This is a genomic window from Taklimakanibacter albus (assembly GCF_016595235.1).
In the GTDB taxonomy this organism is placed as follows: domain Bacteria; phylum Pseudomonadota; class Alphaproteobacteria; order Rhizobiales; family Aestuariivirgaceae; genus Taklimakanibacter; species Taklimakanibacter albus.
The window spans coordinates 1,573,997-1,588,578 of record NZ_JAENHL010000008.1 but is presented as its reverse complement, the minus strand read 5'-3'; the positions used below and the strand labels follow the sequence as shown (position 1 = coordinate 1,588,578).

Here is a 14,582-nt window from a genome sequence, read left to right as displayed (position 1 = left end):
TTCACGAAATGCTCTGCCGGATGTCTTTGGCGATGGCTTTCTGCGCATCGAACTGGGCGCGCCGTTGCGCGATCTCTCGGGCTGAGAGCCTGTCGATATTGCTGTAATCGAGCTTCCACGCGGCGGACGCGCTCCAGCGCAAGGGCGACTGCACCGTGGTCCTGGCCGCCGGCGCTTTCTCGAGAAGCTCCAGCGCCAGAGCGAGCGTGAAATCCTGGGACGCCTCGTCCTTCGGCCGCCCGGCTGAATTGCCGAGCGGAAAATCCGAGAACAGGAAGCGCGGCACGCCGACATATTCGACAATGTCCTTGGCCGCACCCATGACGACGGTCGCGACGCCTGCCGCTTCGAGCGCCCGCGCAGCGAGGCTCACCGTCTGATGGCAGACCGGGCAGTTCGGCACCAGGATCGCCGCGTCGGCCTTGTCCGCGCGGCAACGCTGGACGATCTCCGGGCAGTCGGTTTCAAGCGTCGTCCGATGGCTGCGATTGGTCGGCGCGCCATGGAAGTGCTGCGTGAGAGCGCCGAACCGGCCGCGCGCTTGCGCCCGCCGCATCGCGGCAAGCGGGAAATAAGCGCCCTGGTCTTCCGCCGTCGTATGGGCGCGGTCGATGGCGATATGCGAGATGCGCAGATCGTGGTCTTGCGCCGTGTCGCCGGAATAGACCCGATAGAATTTCGCCGCCGCATTGTAGGGAGCGCCCGGCCCCTGGTCGCCCTTATCCGGCTGATAAGGGGCGGCGGTGGTGATGAGCGCGATGCGGCAGTCGGTCAAGGGCCGGCTCAAGCGCGCGAAGGGCGCATCCGCATAATGCGCCCAGCGATAGGGCGCGCCATAGCCCAAGGCCGAATAATAATCACGTATCCGGGTGAGATAGGGAATGGGCGCATCGAGCGCATCGGCGAAGCCGAACTCCTCGCGCGCCTCGCCTGTTCGATCCGTGCTGGTCATGTTAGGAGCTTGCCACTGTGACGGACGGGGCGCAAATGGCGGCGGCGATGATACGGAGCATCGATCAGGGCATGGATGAGGCGGTGGTCGCGCGCATCGAGGCGCGCCTTGCCGATATAAGCCGCGACCATCGCGTGGCGATCCCGCTCGCCATCGAAAGCGGGAGCCGGGCCTGGGGCTTTCCCTCACCCGACAGCGACTATGATTGCCGTTTCGTCTTCGTCCGGCCAGTCGAGCATTATCTGTCCCTGTGGCAGCGCCGCGATGTCATCGAGACGCCGATGGATGGGATTCTCGACGTCAATGGCTGGGATCTCGGCAAGGCTCTCAAGCTGTTGCTCAAGGGCAATGCGGTGATCATCGAATGGTTGAATTCATCGATCGCCTATGGCGTCGATCCGGACTTCCGCAAGGAGTTTCTGGATCTCGCCCATCAGGTCGTCGATCGCCGCCTGGTGGCGCGCCATTATCTGCATCTGGGCGAGCGTCAGCGGCGGGTCTATTTCGGAGATGATAATATCGTCGCGCTGAAGAAAGTATTCTATGCGCTCCGCCCGGCCGCCGCCTTGCGCTGGCTCCGCCATCACTCTGACGCATCTGTGGCGCCCATGCATTTCCCCACCTTGCTCAAGGGCTGCGAGGCGCCCGCCGCAATCGTCGCGATCATAGAGGAACTGATGGCGCGCAAGGCGGTCACGCGCGAGCTGGGTTCCGGCCCGCTGCCCGAGCCGGTACTGGCCTTCATCGACACGGAGTTCGAGGAAAGCCGGAAAGCGTTTCCCCAGAAGCCGCAGGTCATCAACCCGGACTTCCGTGCCCGCGCCGAGGCCTTCTTCCAGGCGATGATCCGGCGACTCTCGTTCTAATTCACGCTGTTCGGCAATTCCCGCTCACGCCTCGCGATGAAGTCGCGCAAAGCCTCGTCGATCGCTTCGTCGAGCTTCGGCTCTTCATATTGGGTGAGCATGGCACTCGCTTTTTCGCGCCCGCGCTGATCGTGATCCTTGGCGCCCTCCGCCGACCATTGCTCGAAGGAATTGAAGTCCATGAGGCTCGGCATGAAAAAGGCGCTTTCGAAATGCTCGAGCGTGTGCTGGGTGCCGAGGAAATGGCCGGCGGGCCCCACTTCACGCACCGCCTGCATGGCGTCCTTGAAATCGGCGAAGGAAAGGCCCTGGCCATATTTGTACCAGGAGGCGAGCTGCTCGGTGTCGGTGACGAATTTGGAATAACCGGCGCACAGGCCCGCTTCGAGCCAGCCTGCGGCGTGCCAGATGTAATGCGCGCCCGACAGAATGGCGGCATGCATCAGCATATTCGCTTCATAGCCGGCCTGCGCGTCATTCACCTTGGAGCCGATATGGAAGCCCGAGGTGCGCCAGGGCAGATTATATTTCCGCGCCAGCGCCCCCATCAGATACATCATCTGCGCGGCTTCCGGCGTGCCACCCATGGGGGCACCCGACTTCATGTCGACCGTCACCATGAACTGGCCATAGAGCTGCGGGCTGCCCGGCCGCACCAGCTGGGTGAAGGCGAGGCCGGCGAGGGCCTCGGCATTGACCTGCGCCACGGCGCCGACCGACGAGGCCGAGGTCGAGGCGCCGCACAACGCGAAGGGCGCCAGGATGCAGGGCTGGTTATGCGCCGCATAGACCTTCAGCGCGTCGAGCATGGTCGCGTCCCAGACCAGCGGCGAGTTGCAATTGGCGATCGAGACGACAACGGTGTTGTCGCGCACAAAGTCGTCGCCGAAGACGATGCCCGCCATCTTCATCACATCCTGCGCGCGCTCCTTGGCGGTGACGATGCCCATGAAGGGCTTGTCGGAATATTTGAGCGCCGAATGGATGATGTGGAGATGCCGCTTCGGCACCGGGACTTCCATCGGCTCGCAGATGATCGAACTCGAGGAATGGAGCGTCGGCGACATGTAGCTGAGCTTGTGGAAATTATTGAGATCGGCGAGCGAGCCATAACGGCGCTGATTGTCGAGATCGCGCACATAGGGGGCGCCATACATGGGCACGAAGACCGAATTCTTGCCGCCGATGGTCACCGAGCGGTCCGGATTGCGCGCATGCTGGGTGAATTCCGACGGGATCTGGCGGACCAGCTCCATGAGCAAGGCGCGGTCGATGCGCACCCGCGTTTCGCGCACATCGGCGCCCGCCTTTTTCCACATGTCGATCGCTTCGCTGTCGCGGAACTCGCAGCCCACCTCTTCGAGGATCTTCAGTGATTCCTCGTGGATGAGCTCGATCGCCTCTTGCGGCACGATCTCATAGACCGGGATATTGCGGGTGAGGGCCGGAAAGGACGGCACCGCCTTGGCGCGCAAGGATCGCCGGCCTTCGCGCCCGCCGCTGCGCCGCCCATGGGCCGAAACCTGCTTGGACATTTCGTTCGTGTCGATGGCGGGGCGGGTGTTTTCCATGGGGGGAGCCTAACCTTGCCGCGCGCCGCCTGTCTTCCGTAAAACGACGCTACTCCTCACTTCCCGCCCTCGGGGTCGGTGTCGAGGCCGCGCGAAATGGAGGCGACAAAGCGCGAGAACAATTCACCCTGCGAGCCGATATCGAGTTTCGTGTAGATGTTCTTGCGGTGGATGCGCACGGTTCCGGTGGCGATGCCGAGAATCTTGCCGATCGCTTCCGAGGAATTGCCCTTGAGCACGAGCTCGGCGATCTCGCTCTCCCGCGGGGTGAGCCGTCCCTCGCCGAAACGGTGGAAAGCCGAGACGAGCAGGCGCTCGGTCGCCTCGACCTTCGGATCGGAGCCGCCCAGGCCTGAGAACCGGCTCTCAATGTCCTTCCAGTGATGGGCCGCGGCGGCGACAACCAGCGGCGCTATGCTCTGCAGCCTTTTCCGCTCCCTGGTGGCGAAGGCCTGCAGCCGTCCGGCGTCCCGCATCAGCGAGATGACGATGCGCGTTCCAACCTTGATCGGCACGAAGAAGGCGATCTCTTCCGAAAGTCCGGTCTGCACATAATAGGAGCGGAAATATTCGCTTTGCGGAAAGCGGTCCGGCGCCAGGTCGGCGACCCGGTGCGGACCCGGTCCCCAGCTTTCGGGCTTGGCGATGAAAAGGGGATCGAGCAGATAAGGGCCGGCCTGATAGTCATCGACGAAGACGCGCCGCTTCACCGCCGGGAAAGTATCGAACAGGTCGATCGGCCGGGCGCTGTGGCAATAGGCGAAGATCACGCAATAATTGAAGGGCGCCACATGCTTGAGCGCGTCGATCAACGTCGGGGCGAAATCGGTCGTGCCGATGGCGGCGACGGTCGCCGCCAGGCTGTCATTCCAGGCCTTTTCGCCGATATCGGCTACATTGGCCATCGTCCTATCCCATTTAGGATATATACAGTTCAGGCCTCGACTGCGATCATTTTACCACTTGTGGGATATATCGCTAGAGCCTCGTCGCGGACTCATATTGTTCATGACCCAGACAATTGTCCCGGACATCTCCTTCCGCGCCGTGTCGAAACGCTATGGCGAGGTGCGCGCCGTCGACCGGGTCGATCTCGATCTGCCCAAAGGCTCTTTCGTCTCGCTGCTGGGCCCCTCTGGCTGCGGCAAGACCACCTGCCTGCGCATGATGGCGGGTTTCGAGCAGCCGAGCGAAGGCGAGGTCTTCATCCGCGGCGACAATGTCACCGGCGTCCCGGCCTATAAGCGCCCGGTCAATATGGTGTTCCAGCATTATGCGTTGTTCCCGCATCTGAATGTCGCCGACAATGTCTCTTATGGCCTGCGTCAGCGCTCGCCCAAGCCGCCGCGCGAGGCGGTCGCCAAGGCGGTCGATGAGGCGCTGGCGATGGTCCGCTTGCAGGGCTACGGCCAGCGCCGGACCTGGGAATTGTCGGGCGGCCAGCAACAGCGCGTGGCGCTTGCCCGCGCTTTGATCAACCGTCCCGCCGTCTTGCTGCTCGATGAGCCGCTGGCGGCCCTCGATCGCAAGCTGCGTCACGACATGCAGATCGAGCTACAAAATTTGCAGCGCAATGTCGGCATCACCTTTCTCCTCGTCACGCATGATCAGGAGGAGGCGCTGTCGATGTCGGACCGCGTCTGCATCATGAAGGACGGCCGGCTCGTCCAGACCGGCACACCGCGCGAGCTTTATGACGAGCCGGTCAACGGCTATGTCGCCGATTTCGTCGGCAAGTCGAATTTCTTCGCCGGCATCGCCGGGAATGCAAGAAGCGGTCTCATCGATGTGGCGCTGGCCGACGGCATGAAGGCGACCGGGCGCGCCTCGCGGTCGACGGTGTCGCCTGAGGCGGGCGAGGCCGTGCTGGTCAGCGTGCGGCCCGAACAGATCCGGCTCGCCGCCGCCGAGACAGATCTGCCCAATCAAGTGGCCTTCCGCACGCAAGCGAAGGTGCTCAACCGCATCTTCCTTGGCGAGCAGACGGAATATCTCGTGGCGCATGAGAAGCTCGGCGAATTCATGGTCAGGAGCCCGCGCCAGGGCAACCAGGCTTTGGCCTTCGAGATCGGCGACAGGGTGGCGGTCGGCTGGCCACCCGATGCCGCTTTGATTCTCGCCAAGGATTGAGTGCGTAGAAAAACAAACACGGAGGAAACAATGGCAGACGATAAGATCATCACGCCGCAGAAATTCATCGAAGAGCTGCGCCGCTTTCAGAAGGGCTCGGTCACCCGCCGCCATTTTCTCGGCGTCACCGGCTTAGGCGTGGCGACGGCGGTATTGGGCGGCGCCATGCCGGGTCTCAAGCCCCGCAAGGCCTATGCTGCGTTGTCGGGCACGGTCAACCTCACCACCTGGCCCAACTACCATAATCAGGAAAATCTCGACGCCTTCACCAAGAAGACCGGCGTCACCATCAATATGAATGTCTTCGGCTCGAATGAGGAGATGCTGGCCAAGCTCCAGGCGGGCTCGACCGGCTGGGATGTCTTTGTGCCGACCAACTATACGATCAGCACCTATAAGGGGCTCGATCTCATCGAGCCGCTCGATCTCAAGCTCTTGCCCAATTACGATGTCGCGAGCCAGGACCAGCGCTTCACCTCGGAAGGCACGATCGACGGCACCGTCTATGCGGTGCCGAAGAATTGGGGCACCACCGGCTTCGTCATCAACACCAAGAATGTCACCCAGAATCCGACGAGCTGGAAGGAATTCTGGGACCTGACCAAGGGCCCGCTCTCCGGCCGCGTGATGGTGCATGACTATCAGCTCACCACCATCGGCAATGCGCTCAAATATTTCGGCTATTCCTTCAATTCGAATGACGAGAAGCAATTGGCCGAAGCTGAGAAGCTGATGCTCGAGGCGAAGCCGCATCTCTTCGCCATCAATTCCGACTACCAGCCCTCGATGCGCAATGGCGATGCCTGGGTGTCGGTCGCCTGGACCGGCGATGCGACGCAGCTGCATCGCGATCTGCCCGAGATCCAGTATGTGCTGGGCAAGGAAGGCGGCGAGATCTGGACGGACTATTTCGCCATTCCGAAGGGGGCCGCCAACAAGGACGCCGCTTATGCGCTGATCGACTGGCTGCTGACGCCCGAGATCAACGCTAAGGAAGTCCAGGCGCATGGCTATCCCTCGACCGACGCGCGCACCAACAAGCTGGTGTCGAAGGAGATGCTGGAGAACCCGATCCTTTACCCGGCCAAGGATCTGCTCACCAATCTCGAATTCGGTGCGGCGGCGACACTGACCAATCCGTTGCGCGCCGAGATCATGGCGCGCTTCAAGTCGGCTTGACGACTAAATTTCCCCCTCTCCCGCAGGCGGGCGAGGGGGAAATCTGCCAAGGTTTGCATGCCTCAGCTCGCGCCCATTTCCCGATCGAAGACCGTCACCGCTCTCCTGGTGGCGCCGGCAGGGCTGTTCTTTTTCTTCCTGCTTGTCCTGCCGCTCATTGTCGTCGTCATCTATTCCTTCGGCGCGCGCGCCGATGCCGGGGGTTATGCGCCCGCTTTCACCCTCGACAATTACGCCAACCTGCCGGCGCGCGGTCAGGCCTTCTTCAACACCCTGACGCTGGCGCCCCTGGGCACGCTGCTCACCGCGCTCTTCGCCTATCCCCTTGCGTATTTCCTGGCCGTCAAGGCGAGTCCCAAATCACGCACCTTGCTGCTTGTGCTCGTCATCGTGCCGTTCTGGACGAGCCAGCTTTTACGGTATTACGCCTGGATCATGATCTTGGGCTCCAAGGGCATTCCGAGCTGGCTTGCCTATCTGGGAATTTCGGATCTGCGCATCATCAACACACCCTGGGCCGTATTGATCGGCGCCGTCTATGGTTTCCTGCCGCTGATGGTGCTGCCGATCTATGTGAGCCTTGAAAAGCTCGACAAGCGCCTCCTCGAGGCCTCCGCTGATCTCGGCGCCAATTCCTGGCGCAGCTTCCTGCAGGTGACGCTGCCTCTGTCGCTGCCGGGTGTCGCCACCGGCTCGATGCTCGTCTTTATCTTGCTGATGGGTGAATATATCCTGCCGCAGCTTCTCGGCGGCGGCAAAGTCTTCTTCATCGGCAATGCGTTGGTCGACCTCTTCCTGCAATCGCGCAACTGGCCCTTCGGCGCCGCCGTCTCGACCGCGCTCGTCGCCATCATGTTCGTGACCATCGTGATCTATATGCGCTTCGTTCTGAGCCGTGGCGATGTGCGCCGCGCCGCCTTGGTGTAGCCCATGTCCATGCGCCTCTACGCCGTCTTCATCTACATCTTTCTCTACGCGCCCATCGCGCTGATCGCCTTCTTCTCCTTCAATGCCGGGCGTTATGCGATGGACTGGCAGGGTTTCTCGCTCGACTGGTACGGCAAGGCCTTCACCAATCCGATCATCACCAAGGCGCTGGTGACAAGCCTCATCATCGCCGGCTGCACGTCCGTCATCGCCACCACGGTGGGCACGCTTTGCGCGCTGGGTCTCGAGCGGATGAGGGGCTCGCTTCGGCAGCTCTTCGACGCACTGATCTACATCGCCATCATGGTGCCGGGCGTGGTCATCGGCATATCGACGCTGATCGCTTTCGTGACCGTCTTCGACGCCGTCAATCCGGCGCTCGAGGCCATCGGCATGGCGCGCCTGCAGATGGGCCTGTGGACGGTGATCGCCGCCCATGTCCTGTTCAACCTCGCGGTGGTCGTCCTCATCATCAGGGCCAGGCTCGCCGGTATGGACCGAAGCCTGGTCGAGGCTTCAGAGGATCTCTATGCGACGCCATTCGCCACCTTCCGGCAAGTGGTGCTGCCGGCGCTGATGCCGTCTATCCTCGCCGGCCTGCTGCTGTCCTTCACCTTCTCATTTGAAGACTTCATCATCGCCTTCTTCGTCGCCGGTCCCAACACGACCTTGCCGATCTATGTCTTCTCCTCGATCAGGCGCGGCGTCACACCCGAGATCAATGCCATCGGCACGACCGTTCTCCTGACTTCCCTGGCGCTTCTGGTATTGGCGCAGTTCCTGCTGCGCCCGAGCGCCAAGGCACGATAGGTCCCGAAACAGACCAGGCGGCCTGGCGGAAATATTTCCAGACCGCCTGACTCCCCGTGCCGCGCGCGCACATATTCCGCGGCGAGAAGCGCCTTACATCTTGATGAGCGACAGAGCGTCCTTCGCCGTGGCGACGGATTGCGCATGTTTGCCGGCGTCATGCTCGGCCTTCGCCTGGGTGATATGGTCGGTGATCTTCTGTTTGGCCGCGTCGTCTTGCTTCGACATCTTCAAATTCTCCTCGGCCTGCTGGATCAGGCTGGGGCATTCGGCGGCGAAAGCGGGCACTGAAAGTGCCGACAGAATGGCGGCGGCGGCGAGTAGTGATTTCATCTCTGTATCCTCTATGTTGCGTTGGTCGTAAGTTTCCGGCCTTGTCAGTTGCGAGTGTGAGGCAGATGCCGTCAGGCCGGGACCAGCAGTGCCGAATGTCATTCCCTTTCGCTATCGCCCACACTCTCCCGCCGTCAGCGTGGCGTCTGCGATTTGCTGCTGGTCGGGATCGAGTGCGCCGTAGAAGGCCTCATAGCGCGTCTTGAGAGCAGCCTTGGCGAGGAGCCGGGCTGTCTGCCGATCCTTGAGAACCGCATCGTCGGAGCCCTCGATCGCATGGGCGCCGCCCATCAGCTCGATCTCGGCCTCGCGCACGTCACGCACCGCTTGGCGATAGGTTTCTAGCGCCGCGACATAGTCGGACCAGGGGCCGGCCTGCGTGTCCTTGACGCCGAGCTCCGCCTTCACCTGCCGGATGCGCTCGGGTGAGCCGAGCTCGGATTGTGCCAGCACAATTGTCGGAAGGACGGTGAGCGAAAGGAAACCCGCCGCGACTTGCAGGAGATATCGGCGTCTGATTGCTGAGGTCATCGATCGCGCCCCCGCTGGCTGCGGCCGAATTGCGGGCCCTCCTGGGCGGCCACCCGCCGCGCCGAAGGCAGGACGACAACCTTAGTGCCGACCGGAACCCGCTCGAACAGGTCGGCGACATCGGCATTCAGCAATCTGATGCAGCCGGAGGAGACCGCTTTGCCGATGCTTTGCGGCTGTGAGGTGCCATGGATACGATAGAGCGTGTCGACCTCGCCCTGATAGAGGTAGAGCGCCCGGGCACCCAGGGGATTATCCGGGCCGCCCGGCATGCCGTTCGCCCATTGCGCCGCGAGATGGTCGCGCGCCACCATTTCCTTGGGCGGCACCCAGCGCGGCCATTTGGCCTTGCGCCGGATGACCGCCGCGCCCGACCATTCGAATCCCTGTTTGCCGACGCCGATGCCATAGCGCTGCGCCCGTCCGCCGGGCAGCGTGAAAAAGAGCTGGCGCGCATCGACATCGACGATGATCGTGCCCGGCACCTCGCTGGTCTCATAGGCGACTTCCTTGCGCCGGAATCGGCGCGACACCTTGCGGACATCGTCATGGGCGATCGGGAACAGCTCCGCCTCGCCGTCAACCGGGAGGTTGGGCCGAGCCGTGTCCGGATGGTTCGCCGGTGCGGCGACATCGGCCGCCGCGAACGCGGCGCGGCCGCCAGCGGTGAATGTCGCGAGGCCTACGAGGTAAGGAAACGAACTGCGCAGCAAAGCGCGCCGGCTCGTTTGCGGTGTCCTTTGTAGTCCTGGTGAATTGGGCATCGGGAACCTCATATTGAGATCAAGAGGTGATATCTAGCGGGCTTCGAACTGGGCTTGCAGTGTCTCGCCGCTCGCCAGCTCGACGAACACCGAGATCGACGCGCCGAGGAGCAGCGGCGCGGGCAGATTGGCCGACAGCCAGTTTTCGCCGTCGGGCGCGAGCGGGATGCGCAATTGCTGCTGCTGCTGGATGATGGTGGCGTAAGCGGCGCTGCCGGCCGCCCGGACCGGCTTCTGGCGCGCATCCGACAAAGCGAAGATGATCGATTCATAAGCCGGTCCGCCGATGAACTCGATATGCCGGTTCGCCACTTGGCTGAGCTGGCCGCCATTGACGCCTATGCCCGAATGGGCGAGCGCGGGCGAAGCTAGAGCCGTGCAAAGCCCAAGACCAAGGGACCGGATGGTGGATAACATGGCAGGATCCTCGTTGAGACGGCGTCGCCCGAAGGCACGCCGGTCCCTTCGGGATCAAGCGTGCCGGTCGTTGATGAGGCTCGGTCTCGGAGGGCGCTCGAGCCCGTTGCCCGCCAATGTGTCCGGCGATTGCTCAGACAGGGGCAACGTCTCGTGCCGATGGAGGACAGCCATGTCGCCGGTGCTGCTCGTAACGATGAAACCCGGCGCGCAGGTGAAGCTGCAGCAGGCGATCTTGCCATGGGAAGATGGAGCCTGCTTGTGCAGGTCATCCGCGGCGCTGACCGTGGGCGTATCCGGACCGGCGAACCCAGCCGTGATCACGTTGGCCGCCGACAGGCAGGATGAAGAGCCGGCCTGCGCCGCGCCGGCGAACAGCAGGGCGAACAGAATCATGACCGACAGGGATAAGGCCATCCCTCTGTGCCATGTTTCGGTGAGCCCTGGTGACATCGTTTCCTTGAGTGCCCGGCGCCTGTGGCGGAATTCTGACAAGCCAGAGCGGTCGGATATGACGGCAATCGCCTTCCGGCGTCAAGGTTCGATCGGCCAACTGTCGATCACGCCTGGATGATCGCCTGCGTCACCGAGAAAGCCGCGGAAGGTGCGCACTTCGCTTTGGCTTCGACAAACGAGGACGAGCAAACCCTCCAGCAACAAGCGGCCGGTTTCCGGACCATCGGGAAGATGTGACTCAAATAGTACAGGGGGCGCACCAGTATCCGCAAACAAAAAGACAAATTGTAGTTTTATCCCACGCGGTAATTTTGTTTCCGCACAGTACTTTTGTTCGCGCCTAGTATTAAAGTCGTAGGCTGTGAAGTAATCGCGTTTCACTACTGCTGGAAAAAGGGATAAATACATATATTATTAAGTGCGGTTATCTAGAGTTCTTCATGTAAATCGCATTCGGGCTTTGGGGGCAGGCCAGGAGATTGGTTCGGGAGGAACCATGAACCGACATGACCCTGAAGTAGCTGCTGCCTACGCGGCGGAGCATCTCTCTGACGTTGCATCCGCGCCGGGACGAGACCATGGCGGCATTCAATCCGTAGATATCGGCATGAGCGTGCTCAAGGCCCTGGCTGTGGCCAAGGGTCCGATGTCGCTGAAGGAAATCGGCGCGGCCTGCGGCATGGCGCCCAGCAAGGCGCATCGCTATCTGCACAGTCTGGTCGCCGGCGGTCTCGTGGCGCAACAGAAGCGGTCAGGAAAATATGATCTGGGCCTCTTCGCCCTGCGTCTCGGCGTGTCCGCCATTCGCCGCATCGATGTCGTCAACCGGGCCAGCGATCATCTCGAGGATCTGGTCGACCAATTGGGCATGCCCGCCCATGTCGCGATCTGGAGCCATGAGGGACCGATCGCCGTGCGCTGGCAGCGCACCGCCGATTCGCTGATCTCTCCTGATGTGCTGGGCTCGACCTTCCCGCTACTGCGTTCCGCCACCGGAAACGTCTTCCTGAGCTACATGCCGGAACGCATCACCCAGCCCTTCGTCGACGCCGAGGTCCAGAAGGAAAGTGAGCTTGAGGACGCCATAACATTCGATGTCGAGGGCATCATCCGCACGGTGCGCGAGCAGGGCTATGCCATGGCACTGGGTACATTCGTGCCGAACTATATCGGCATCTGCGCGCCGATCGTGAATTGGGACGAGGAGATCTGCGCGGCGGTGACGGTCGTCGGCCGGCTGACCCGCGATCCCGAGCAGCGCCGCGCCGCTGCCATGCGGCTGACATCCTTCTGCAAGACCTTGTCGGCCGCTACCCGCTAGAGTCCTTCCGGTTTTGATCGAATCGTTCCGATTCGATCAAAACCGGAAAAAGGGCTCGAAAACATATAATCTGGAGCGCTTCCTTATCGCCAAAGTCGAGCAACTTTGGCGGGAAGCGCTCTGCGCATCACCTTTCCGCATTGCGTGCCGGATCGTCATTGGACGACGACCGCATTGTTGCAACGCACGCCATGCACCGTGACATCGGCTTCGCCGAGTTTGATGCCGAGCGTGGTGAGCGCCGTATAGACGATCTTGTCCAGTGCCGGTGTCACCGGCGCGACCAGCGCACGGACCAGGTCCTTGAGCTGTCGGGTCAGGATGCCGAGCAGATCGGGCAGGCCCAGTATATCGACGCCGAGATCGAGCTCGCCCACCAGAGAGGAGACGAGCGTCTCGGTATAATTCTGGGTAACCGCCGATTTGAAGCGTTGCTCGGCGATGTCCGTCGCGTTGAAGACGAGATTTTGCGCCGAGTTGTTGCCGACATTGACGTGAGCGCTGGCGGTGATGCGCGCCAGATTGAGCGCATTGACGATGACCGCCGTCCTGACCGTTGGCGTGTCGTTGACGGCGGTGAAGTTGCTGACGTCGCCGATCCAGGCATTGAGGATGCCGGGTTGCGTCGCGACGGTGACCTGATTGCTGGCGGGCGTCACGCCGCAGGTGACGTTGGTCAGCCGGCCTTCCGCATAGGCGACATCGATGAAGATGGGGAGCCTGATCGCGGTGCCGGCAAGGAGGCCGGTGCCGCCGATCTCCACGCTGAGCTTCAACCGCGTCTGCGCGGTGCGCACGAAGGCGCCCTTTTCACCGACCGTGATCCACGAGGAATGCTGCGGCGGCTCGCCGATCACCAGGCTGAGCTGGGTATTGGTCAGCCCCGGAATGGTGGCGCCGAGATTGACGTCGACTTGATGGTTGCCATTGGCGACCAAGGCCAGTGCGTTGACCAATTGCAGGGCGTTGACGGCGGCGGCGAGTCCATATTGCGTGGAGGTGCTGACCTGCGCGGTGGCTGCCTTGCCGAGATCGAGCATGCGGGAGAGATTGATGGATGTCGTGCTGTCGATGGAGCGGGCGAGATCCTCGAGGGTGCGCGCGACGTCGAGCTTGCTGTCGGCGCGGGCCGTCTTCGCCATGGCGTTGAGGATCTGACCGGCCTTCACATTGGCGTCGAGCACATCGCGATAGGAACCGGCATGGATGTCCGCATCGATCGCCAGCTGATCGAGGAATTTGAGCAGGTCGATATTGGCATCAGCGAGGCCGCGATAGTCCATGACCCGCAGATTGACGTTGCCGCCCAGCATCTGGCCCAGTAGCGCATTGATGATGCCGCCTTCGAGCGACAGGAGGCGCGAGCCGATGGAGAAGGCGGCTTGTGACGGACGGGTGGCGATCGCCGCGGCGGCAATCTCTACATTGGCCGCATTGGTGAAGACGCGTCCAAAATAGACGGGCGACGGCGCCCGGGCGACCACGCGCGCGGCATTGATCGGCTGCTGGTTGGCAACGAAACGCAGCGCCTGCGCCTTGGCCGGATCGGGGTCGTAATTGCCGGTCTCGACGACGAGCGAGTTGAGCGTCCAGCGGCCATTGTCGGTGAAGGTCGAGCGCGCCGCCAGCGTGGCGTTGGCAGTGTTGCTGGCTGCGGCGATCGCGGCGAGATCCGCCGCCCCCTGCAGCCTGCGGCTGTCATAGTGGAAAGAGGCGACATCCACCGCGATGGCGGCGAATCCGAGCAAGACCGTCAGGATGACCGCGGTAATGACCGCGACCGCGCCTTGCTCCGACCGTAGGAACGGTCGAAGCCTATGCCGAAATGTCATCAATATCCTCCGATGCGGACGACCGCCGTCCTTTGGATGACGGCCGACGGCATCGGGAAAAAGCCGGTCGTCATCTGAAGGGGTAGATTGGATATATCGGTGCGCAGCGTGACGCTGTAGCGGGTCGGATCGCCCGGGAAAGGAGCGGTCGTGACCGTGATGGTGCTGCGACTGAGCAGCCGATAGTTCGGGCTCGATTGGGCGACATAATTGGTGACGATGGTCTGCCGCTCAGTGGCCGAAACGCCGGCGACCGAAGCCCGCGCCGCGTCGGCCGTCAGCTCTTGCAGGCTGCTGACCGCACTGAAATAAATGCCATAGGCAGAGATGCCGAACAAAATCATGATCAGGACCGGCGCAATCATTGCGAACTCGATCGCCGCCACGCCGCGGCAGTCCTTCCCCATTTGTTTATTCCAGGCCATGCAAGACAAACCCATCCACCAATGATGTAACGTAAGCTAGGAAGTATACTCTAACGAACGCCAAGTGA

The 14,582-nt window shown here is 62.2% G+C and carries 17 protein-coding genes; 6 read left to right on the top strand and 11 right to left on the bottom strand.

Annotated features, from left to right (window positions below):
- Position 1 precedes the first annotated feature (1 nt).
- Positions 2-952 carry a glycine reductase gene (locus JHL16_RS30525; RefSeq protein WP_200188642.1) on the bottom strand — a complete coding sequence of 317 codons (951 nt, stop codon included), beginning with the start codon at positions 950-952 and terminating at the stop codon, positions 2-4.
- 47 nt (positions 953-999) lie between these two features.
- On the opposite strand from JHL16_RS30525, the gene JHL16_RS30520 reads away from it, so the two are divergent.
- Positions 1,000-1,818, top strand: coding sequence for a nucleotidyltransferase domain-containing protein (locus JHL16_RS30520; protein ID WP_246771215.1), 819 nt, complete (start codon positions 1,000-1,002; stop codon positions 1,816-1,818).
- Here JHL16_RS30520 and JHL16_RS30515 read toward each other — a convergent pair.
- Both JHL16_RS30515 and JHL16_RS30510 read right to left on the bottom strand, forming a co-directional pair.
- Positions 1,815-3,353 carry a trimethylamine methyltransferase family protein gene (locus JHL16_RS30515; protein WP_200189628.1) on the bottom strand — a complete coding sequence of 513 codons (1,539 nt, stop codon included), beginning with the start codon at positions 3,351-3,353 and terminating at the stop codon, positions 1,815-1,817. The two genes, JHL16_RS30520 and JHL16_RS30515, sit on opposite strands and share 4 nt — an antisense overlap.
- Before the next feature lie 92 nt (positions 3,354-3,445).
- Entirely contained in the window at positions 3,446-4,294 is an 849-nt protein-coding gene (locus JHL16_RS30510; RefSeq protein ID WP_200188641.1) for a helix-turn-helix transcriptional regulator, read from the bottom strand.
- Positions 4,295-4,397: 103 nt separating this feature from the next.
- Here JHL16_RS30510 and JHL16_RS30505 point away from each other — a divergent pair, with 103 nt between their 5' ends.
- The 4 genes from JHL16_RS30505 to JHL16_RS30490 are packed head-to-tail and all read left to right on the top strand — an operon-like array spanning position 4,398 to position 8,435.
- A complete protein-coding gene (locus JHL16_RS30505) occupies positions 4,398-5,519 on the top strand; it encodes an ABC transporter ATP-binding protein (protein ID WP_200188640.1) in 1,122 nt (373 codons plus the stop codon).
- 30 nt (positions 5,520-5,549) lie between these two features.
- Positions 5,550-6,698, top strand: a complete 1,149-nt coding sequence (locus JHL16_RS30500; protein ID WP_200188639.1) for an ABC transporter substrate-binding protein — start codon at positions 5,550-5,552, stop codon at positions 6,696-6,698.
- A gap of 57 nt (positions 6,699-6,755) precedes the next feature.
- The gene (locus JHL16_RS30495; RefSeq protein ID WP_200188638.1) at positions 6,756-7,625 is read left to right on the top strand and encodes an ABC transporter permease; all 870 of its coding nucleotides are present in this window, start codon (positions 6,756-6,758) and stop codon (positions 7,623-7,625) included.
- Positions 7,626-7,634: 9 nt separating this feature from the next.
- A complete protein-coding gene (locus JHL16_RS30490; RefSeq protein ID WP_200189627.1) occupies positions 7,635-8,435 on the top strand; it encodes an ABC transporter permease in 801 nt (266 codons plus the stop codon).
- A 93-nt stretch (positions 8,436-8,528) separates the two neighbouring features.
- Here the strand turns inward: JHL16_RS30490 and JHL16_RS30485 are convergent, their stop codons facing one another.
- The 6 genes from JHL16_RS30485 to JHL16_RS30460 all read right to left on the bottom strand — a co-directional run bounded on the left by JHL16_RS30485 (position 8,529) and on the right by JHL16_RS30460 (position 11,344).
- Positions 8,529-8,768: a hypothetical protein gene (locus JHL16_RS30485; protein WP_200188637.1), complete on the bottom strand. Its 240-nt coding sequence runs from the start codon at positions 8,766-8,768 to the stop codon at positions 8,529-8,531.
- 111 nt (positions 8,769-8,879) lie between these two features.
- Entirely contained in the window at positions 8,880-9,299 is a 420-nt protein-coding gene (locus tag JHL16_RS30480; RefSeq protein WP_200188636.1) for a Spy/CpxP family protein refolding chaperone, read from the bottom strand.
- Entirely contained in the window at positions 9,296-10,063 is a 768-nt protein-coding gene (locus JHL16_RS30475) for a L,D-transpeptidase (protein ID WP_200188635.1), read from the bottom strand. The genes JHL16_RS30480 and JHL16_RS30475 overlap by 4 nt, the downstream gene beginning before the upstream one ends.
- Positions 10,064-10,096: 33 nt before the next feature.
- Positions 10,097-10,480, bottom strand: a complete 384-nt coding sequence (locus JHL16_RS30470; RefSeq protein ID WP_200188634.1) for a hypothetical protein — start codon at positions 10,478-10,480, stop codon at positions 10,097-10,099.
- 54 nt (positions 10,481-10,534) lie between these two features.
- On the bottom strand, positions 10,535-10,897 hold the full coding sequence (locus tag JHL16_RS30465; protein ID WP_200188633.1) for a hypothetical protein: 363 nt from the start codon (positions 10,895-10,897) through the stop codon (positions 10,535-10,537).
- 117 nt (positions 10,898-11,014) lie between these two features.
- Positions 11,015-11,344, bottom strand: a complete 330-nt coding sequence (locus JHL16_RS30460; RefSeq protein ID WP_200188632.1) for a hypothetical protein — start codon at positions 11,342-11,344, stop codon at positions 11,015-11,017.
- Between the two features lie 88 nt (positions 11,345-11,432).
- Here JHL16_RS30460 and JHL16_RS30455 point away from each other — a divergent pair, with 88 nt between their 5' ends.
- Positions 11,433-12,257, top strand: coding sequence for an IclR family transcriptional regulator (locus tag JHL16_RS30455; RefSeq protein ID WP_281436059.1), 825 nt, complete (start codon positions 11,433-11,435; stop codon positions 12,255-12,257).
- A 155-nt stretch (positions 12,258-12,412) separates the two neighbouring features.
- Here the strand turns inward: JHL16_RS30455 and JHL16_RS30450 are convergent, their stop codons facing one another.
- Positions 12,413-14,089 carry a TadG family pilus assembly protein gene (locus JHL16_RS30450; RefSeq protein WP_200188630.1) on the bottom strand — a complete coding sequence of 559 codons (1,677 nt, stop codon included), beginning with the start codon at positions 14,087-14,089 and terminating at the stop codon, positions 12,413-12,415.
- Positions 14,089-14,514: a TadE/TadG family type IV pilus assembly protein gene (locus tag JHL16_RS30445; protein WP_200188629.1), complete on the bottom strand. Its 426-nt coding sequence runs from the start codon at positions 14,512-14,514 to the stop codon at positions 14,089-14,091. The genes JHL16_RS30450 and JHL16_RS30445 overlap by 1 nt, the downstream gene beginning before the upstream one ends.
- Positions 14,515-14,582: the final 68 nt, after the last annotated feature.

Bases quoted from the DNA above. Each gene is read 5' to 3' on its own strand.
- JHL16_RS30525 (WP_200188642.1), bottom strand. From the start codon at position 952: ATGACCAGCACGGATCGAACAGGCGAGGCGCGCGAGGAGTTCGGCTTC.
- JHL16_RS30520 (WP_246771215.1), top strand. From the start codon at position 1,000: ATGATACGGAGCATCGATCAGGGCATGGATGAGGCGGTGGTCGCGCGC.
- JHL16_RS30515 (WP_200189628.1), bottom strand. From the start codon at position 3,353: ATGTCCAAGCAGGTTTCGGCCCATGGGCGGCGCAGCGGCGGGCGCGAA.
- JHL16_RS30510 (WP_200188641.1), bottom strand. From the start codon at position 4,294: ATGGCCAATGTAGCCGATATCGGCGAAAAGGCCTGGAATGACAGCCTG.
- JHL16_RS30505 (WP_200188640.1), top strand. From the start codon at position 4,398: ATGACCCAGACAATTGTCCCGGACATCTCCTTCCGCGCCGTGTCGAAA.
- JHL16_RS30500 (WP_200188639.1), top strand. From the start codon at position 5,550: ATGGCAGACGATAAGATCATCACGCCGCAGAAATTCATCGAAGAGCTG.
- JHL16_RS30495 (WP_200188638.1), top strand. From the start codon at position 6,756: ATGCCTCAGCTCGCGCCCATTTCCCGATCGAAGACCGTCACCGCTCTC.
- JHL16_RS30490 (WP_200189627.1), top strand. From the start codon at position 7,635: ATGCGCCTCTACGCCGTCTTCATCTACATCTTTCTCTACGCGCCCATC.
- JHL16_RS30485 (WP_200188637.1), bottom strand. From the start codon at position 8,768: ATGAAATCACTACTCGCCGCCGCCGCCATTCTGTCGGCACTTTCAGTG.
- JHL16_RS30480 (WP_200188636.1), bottom strand. From the start codon at position 9,299: ATGACCTCAGCAATCAGACGCCGATATCTCCTGCAAGTCGCGGCGGGT.
- JHL16_RS30475 (WP_200188635.1), bottom strand. From the start codon at position 10,063: ATGCCCAATTCACCAGGACTACAAAGGACACCGCAAACGAGCCGGCGC.
- JHL16_RS30470 (WP_200188634.1), bottom strand. From the start codon at position 10,480: ATGTTATCCACCATCCGGTCCCTTGGTCTTGGGCTTTGCACGGCTCTA.
- JHL16_RS30465 (WP_200188633.1), bottom strand. From the start codon at position 10,897: ATGGCCTTATCCCTGTCGGTCATGATTCTGTTCGCCCTGCTGTTCGCC.
- JHL16_RS30460 (WP_200188632.1), bottom strand. From the start codon at position 11,344: ATGTATTTATCCCTTTTTCCAGCAGTAGTGAAACGCGATTACTTCACA.
- JHL16_RS30455 (WP_281436059.1), top strand. From the start codon at position 11,433: ATGAACCGACATGACCCTGAAGTAGCTGCTGCCTACGCGGCGGAGCAT.
- JHL16_RS30450 (WP_200188630.1), bottom strand. From the start codon at position 14,089: ATGACATTTCGGCATAGGCTTCGACCGTTCCTACGGTCGGAGCAAGGC.
- JHL16_RS30445 (WP_200188629.1), bottom strand. From the start codon at position 14,514: ATGGCCTGGAATAAACAAATGGGGAAGGACTGCCGCGGCGTGGCGGCG.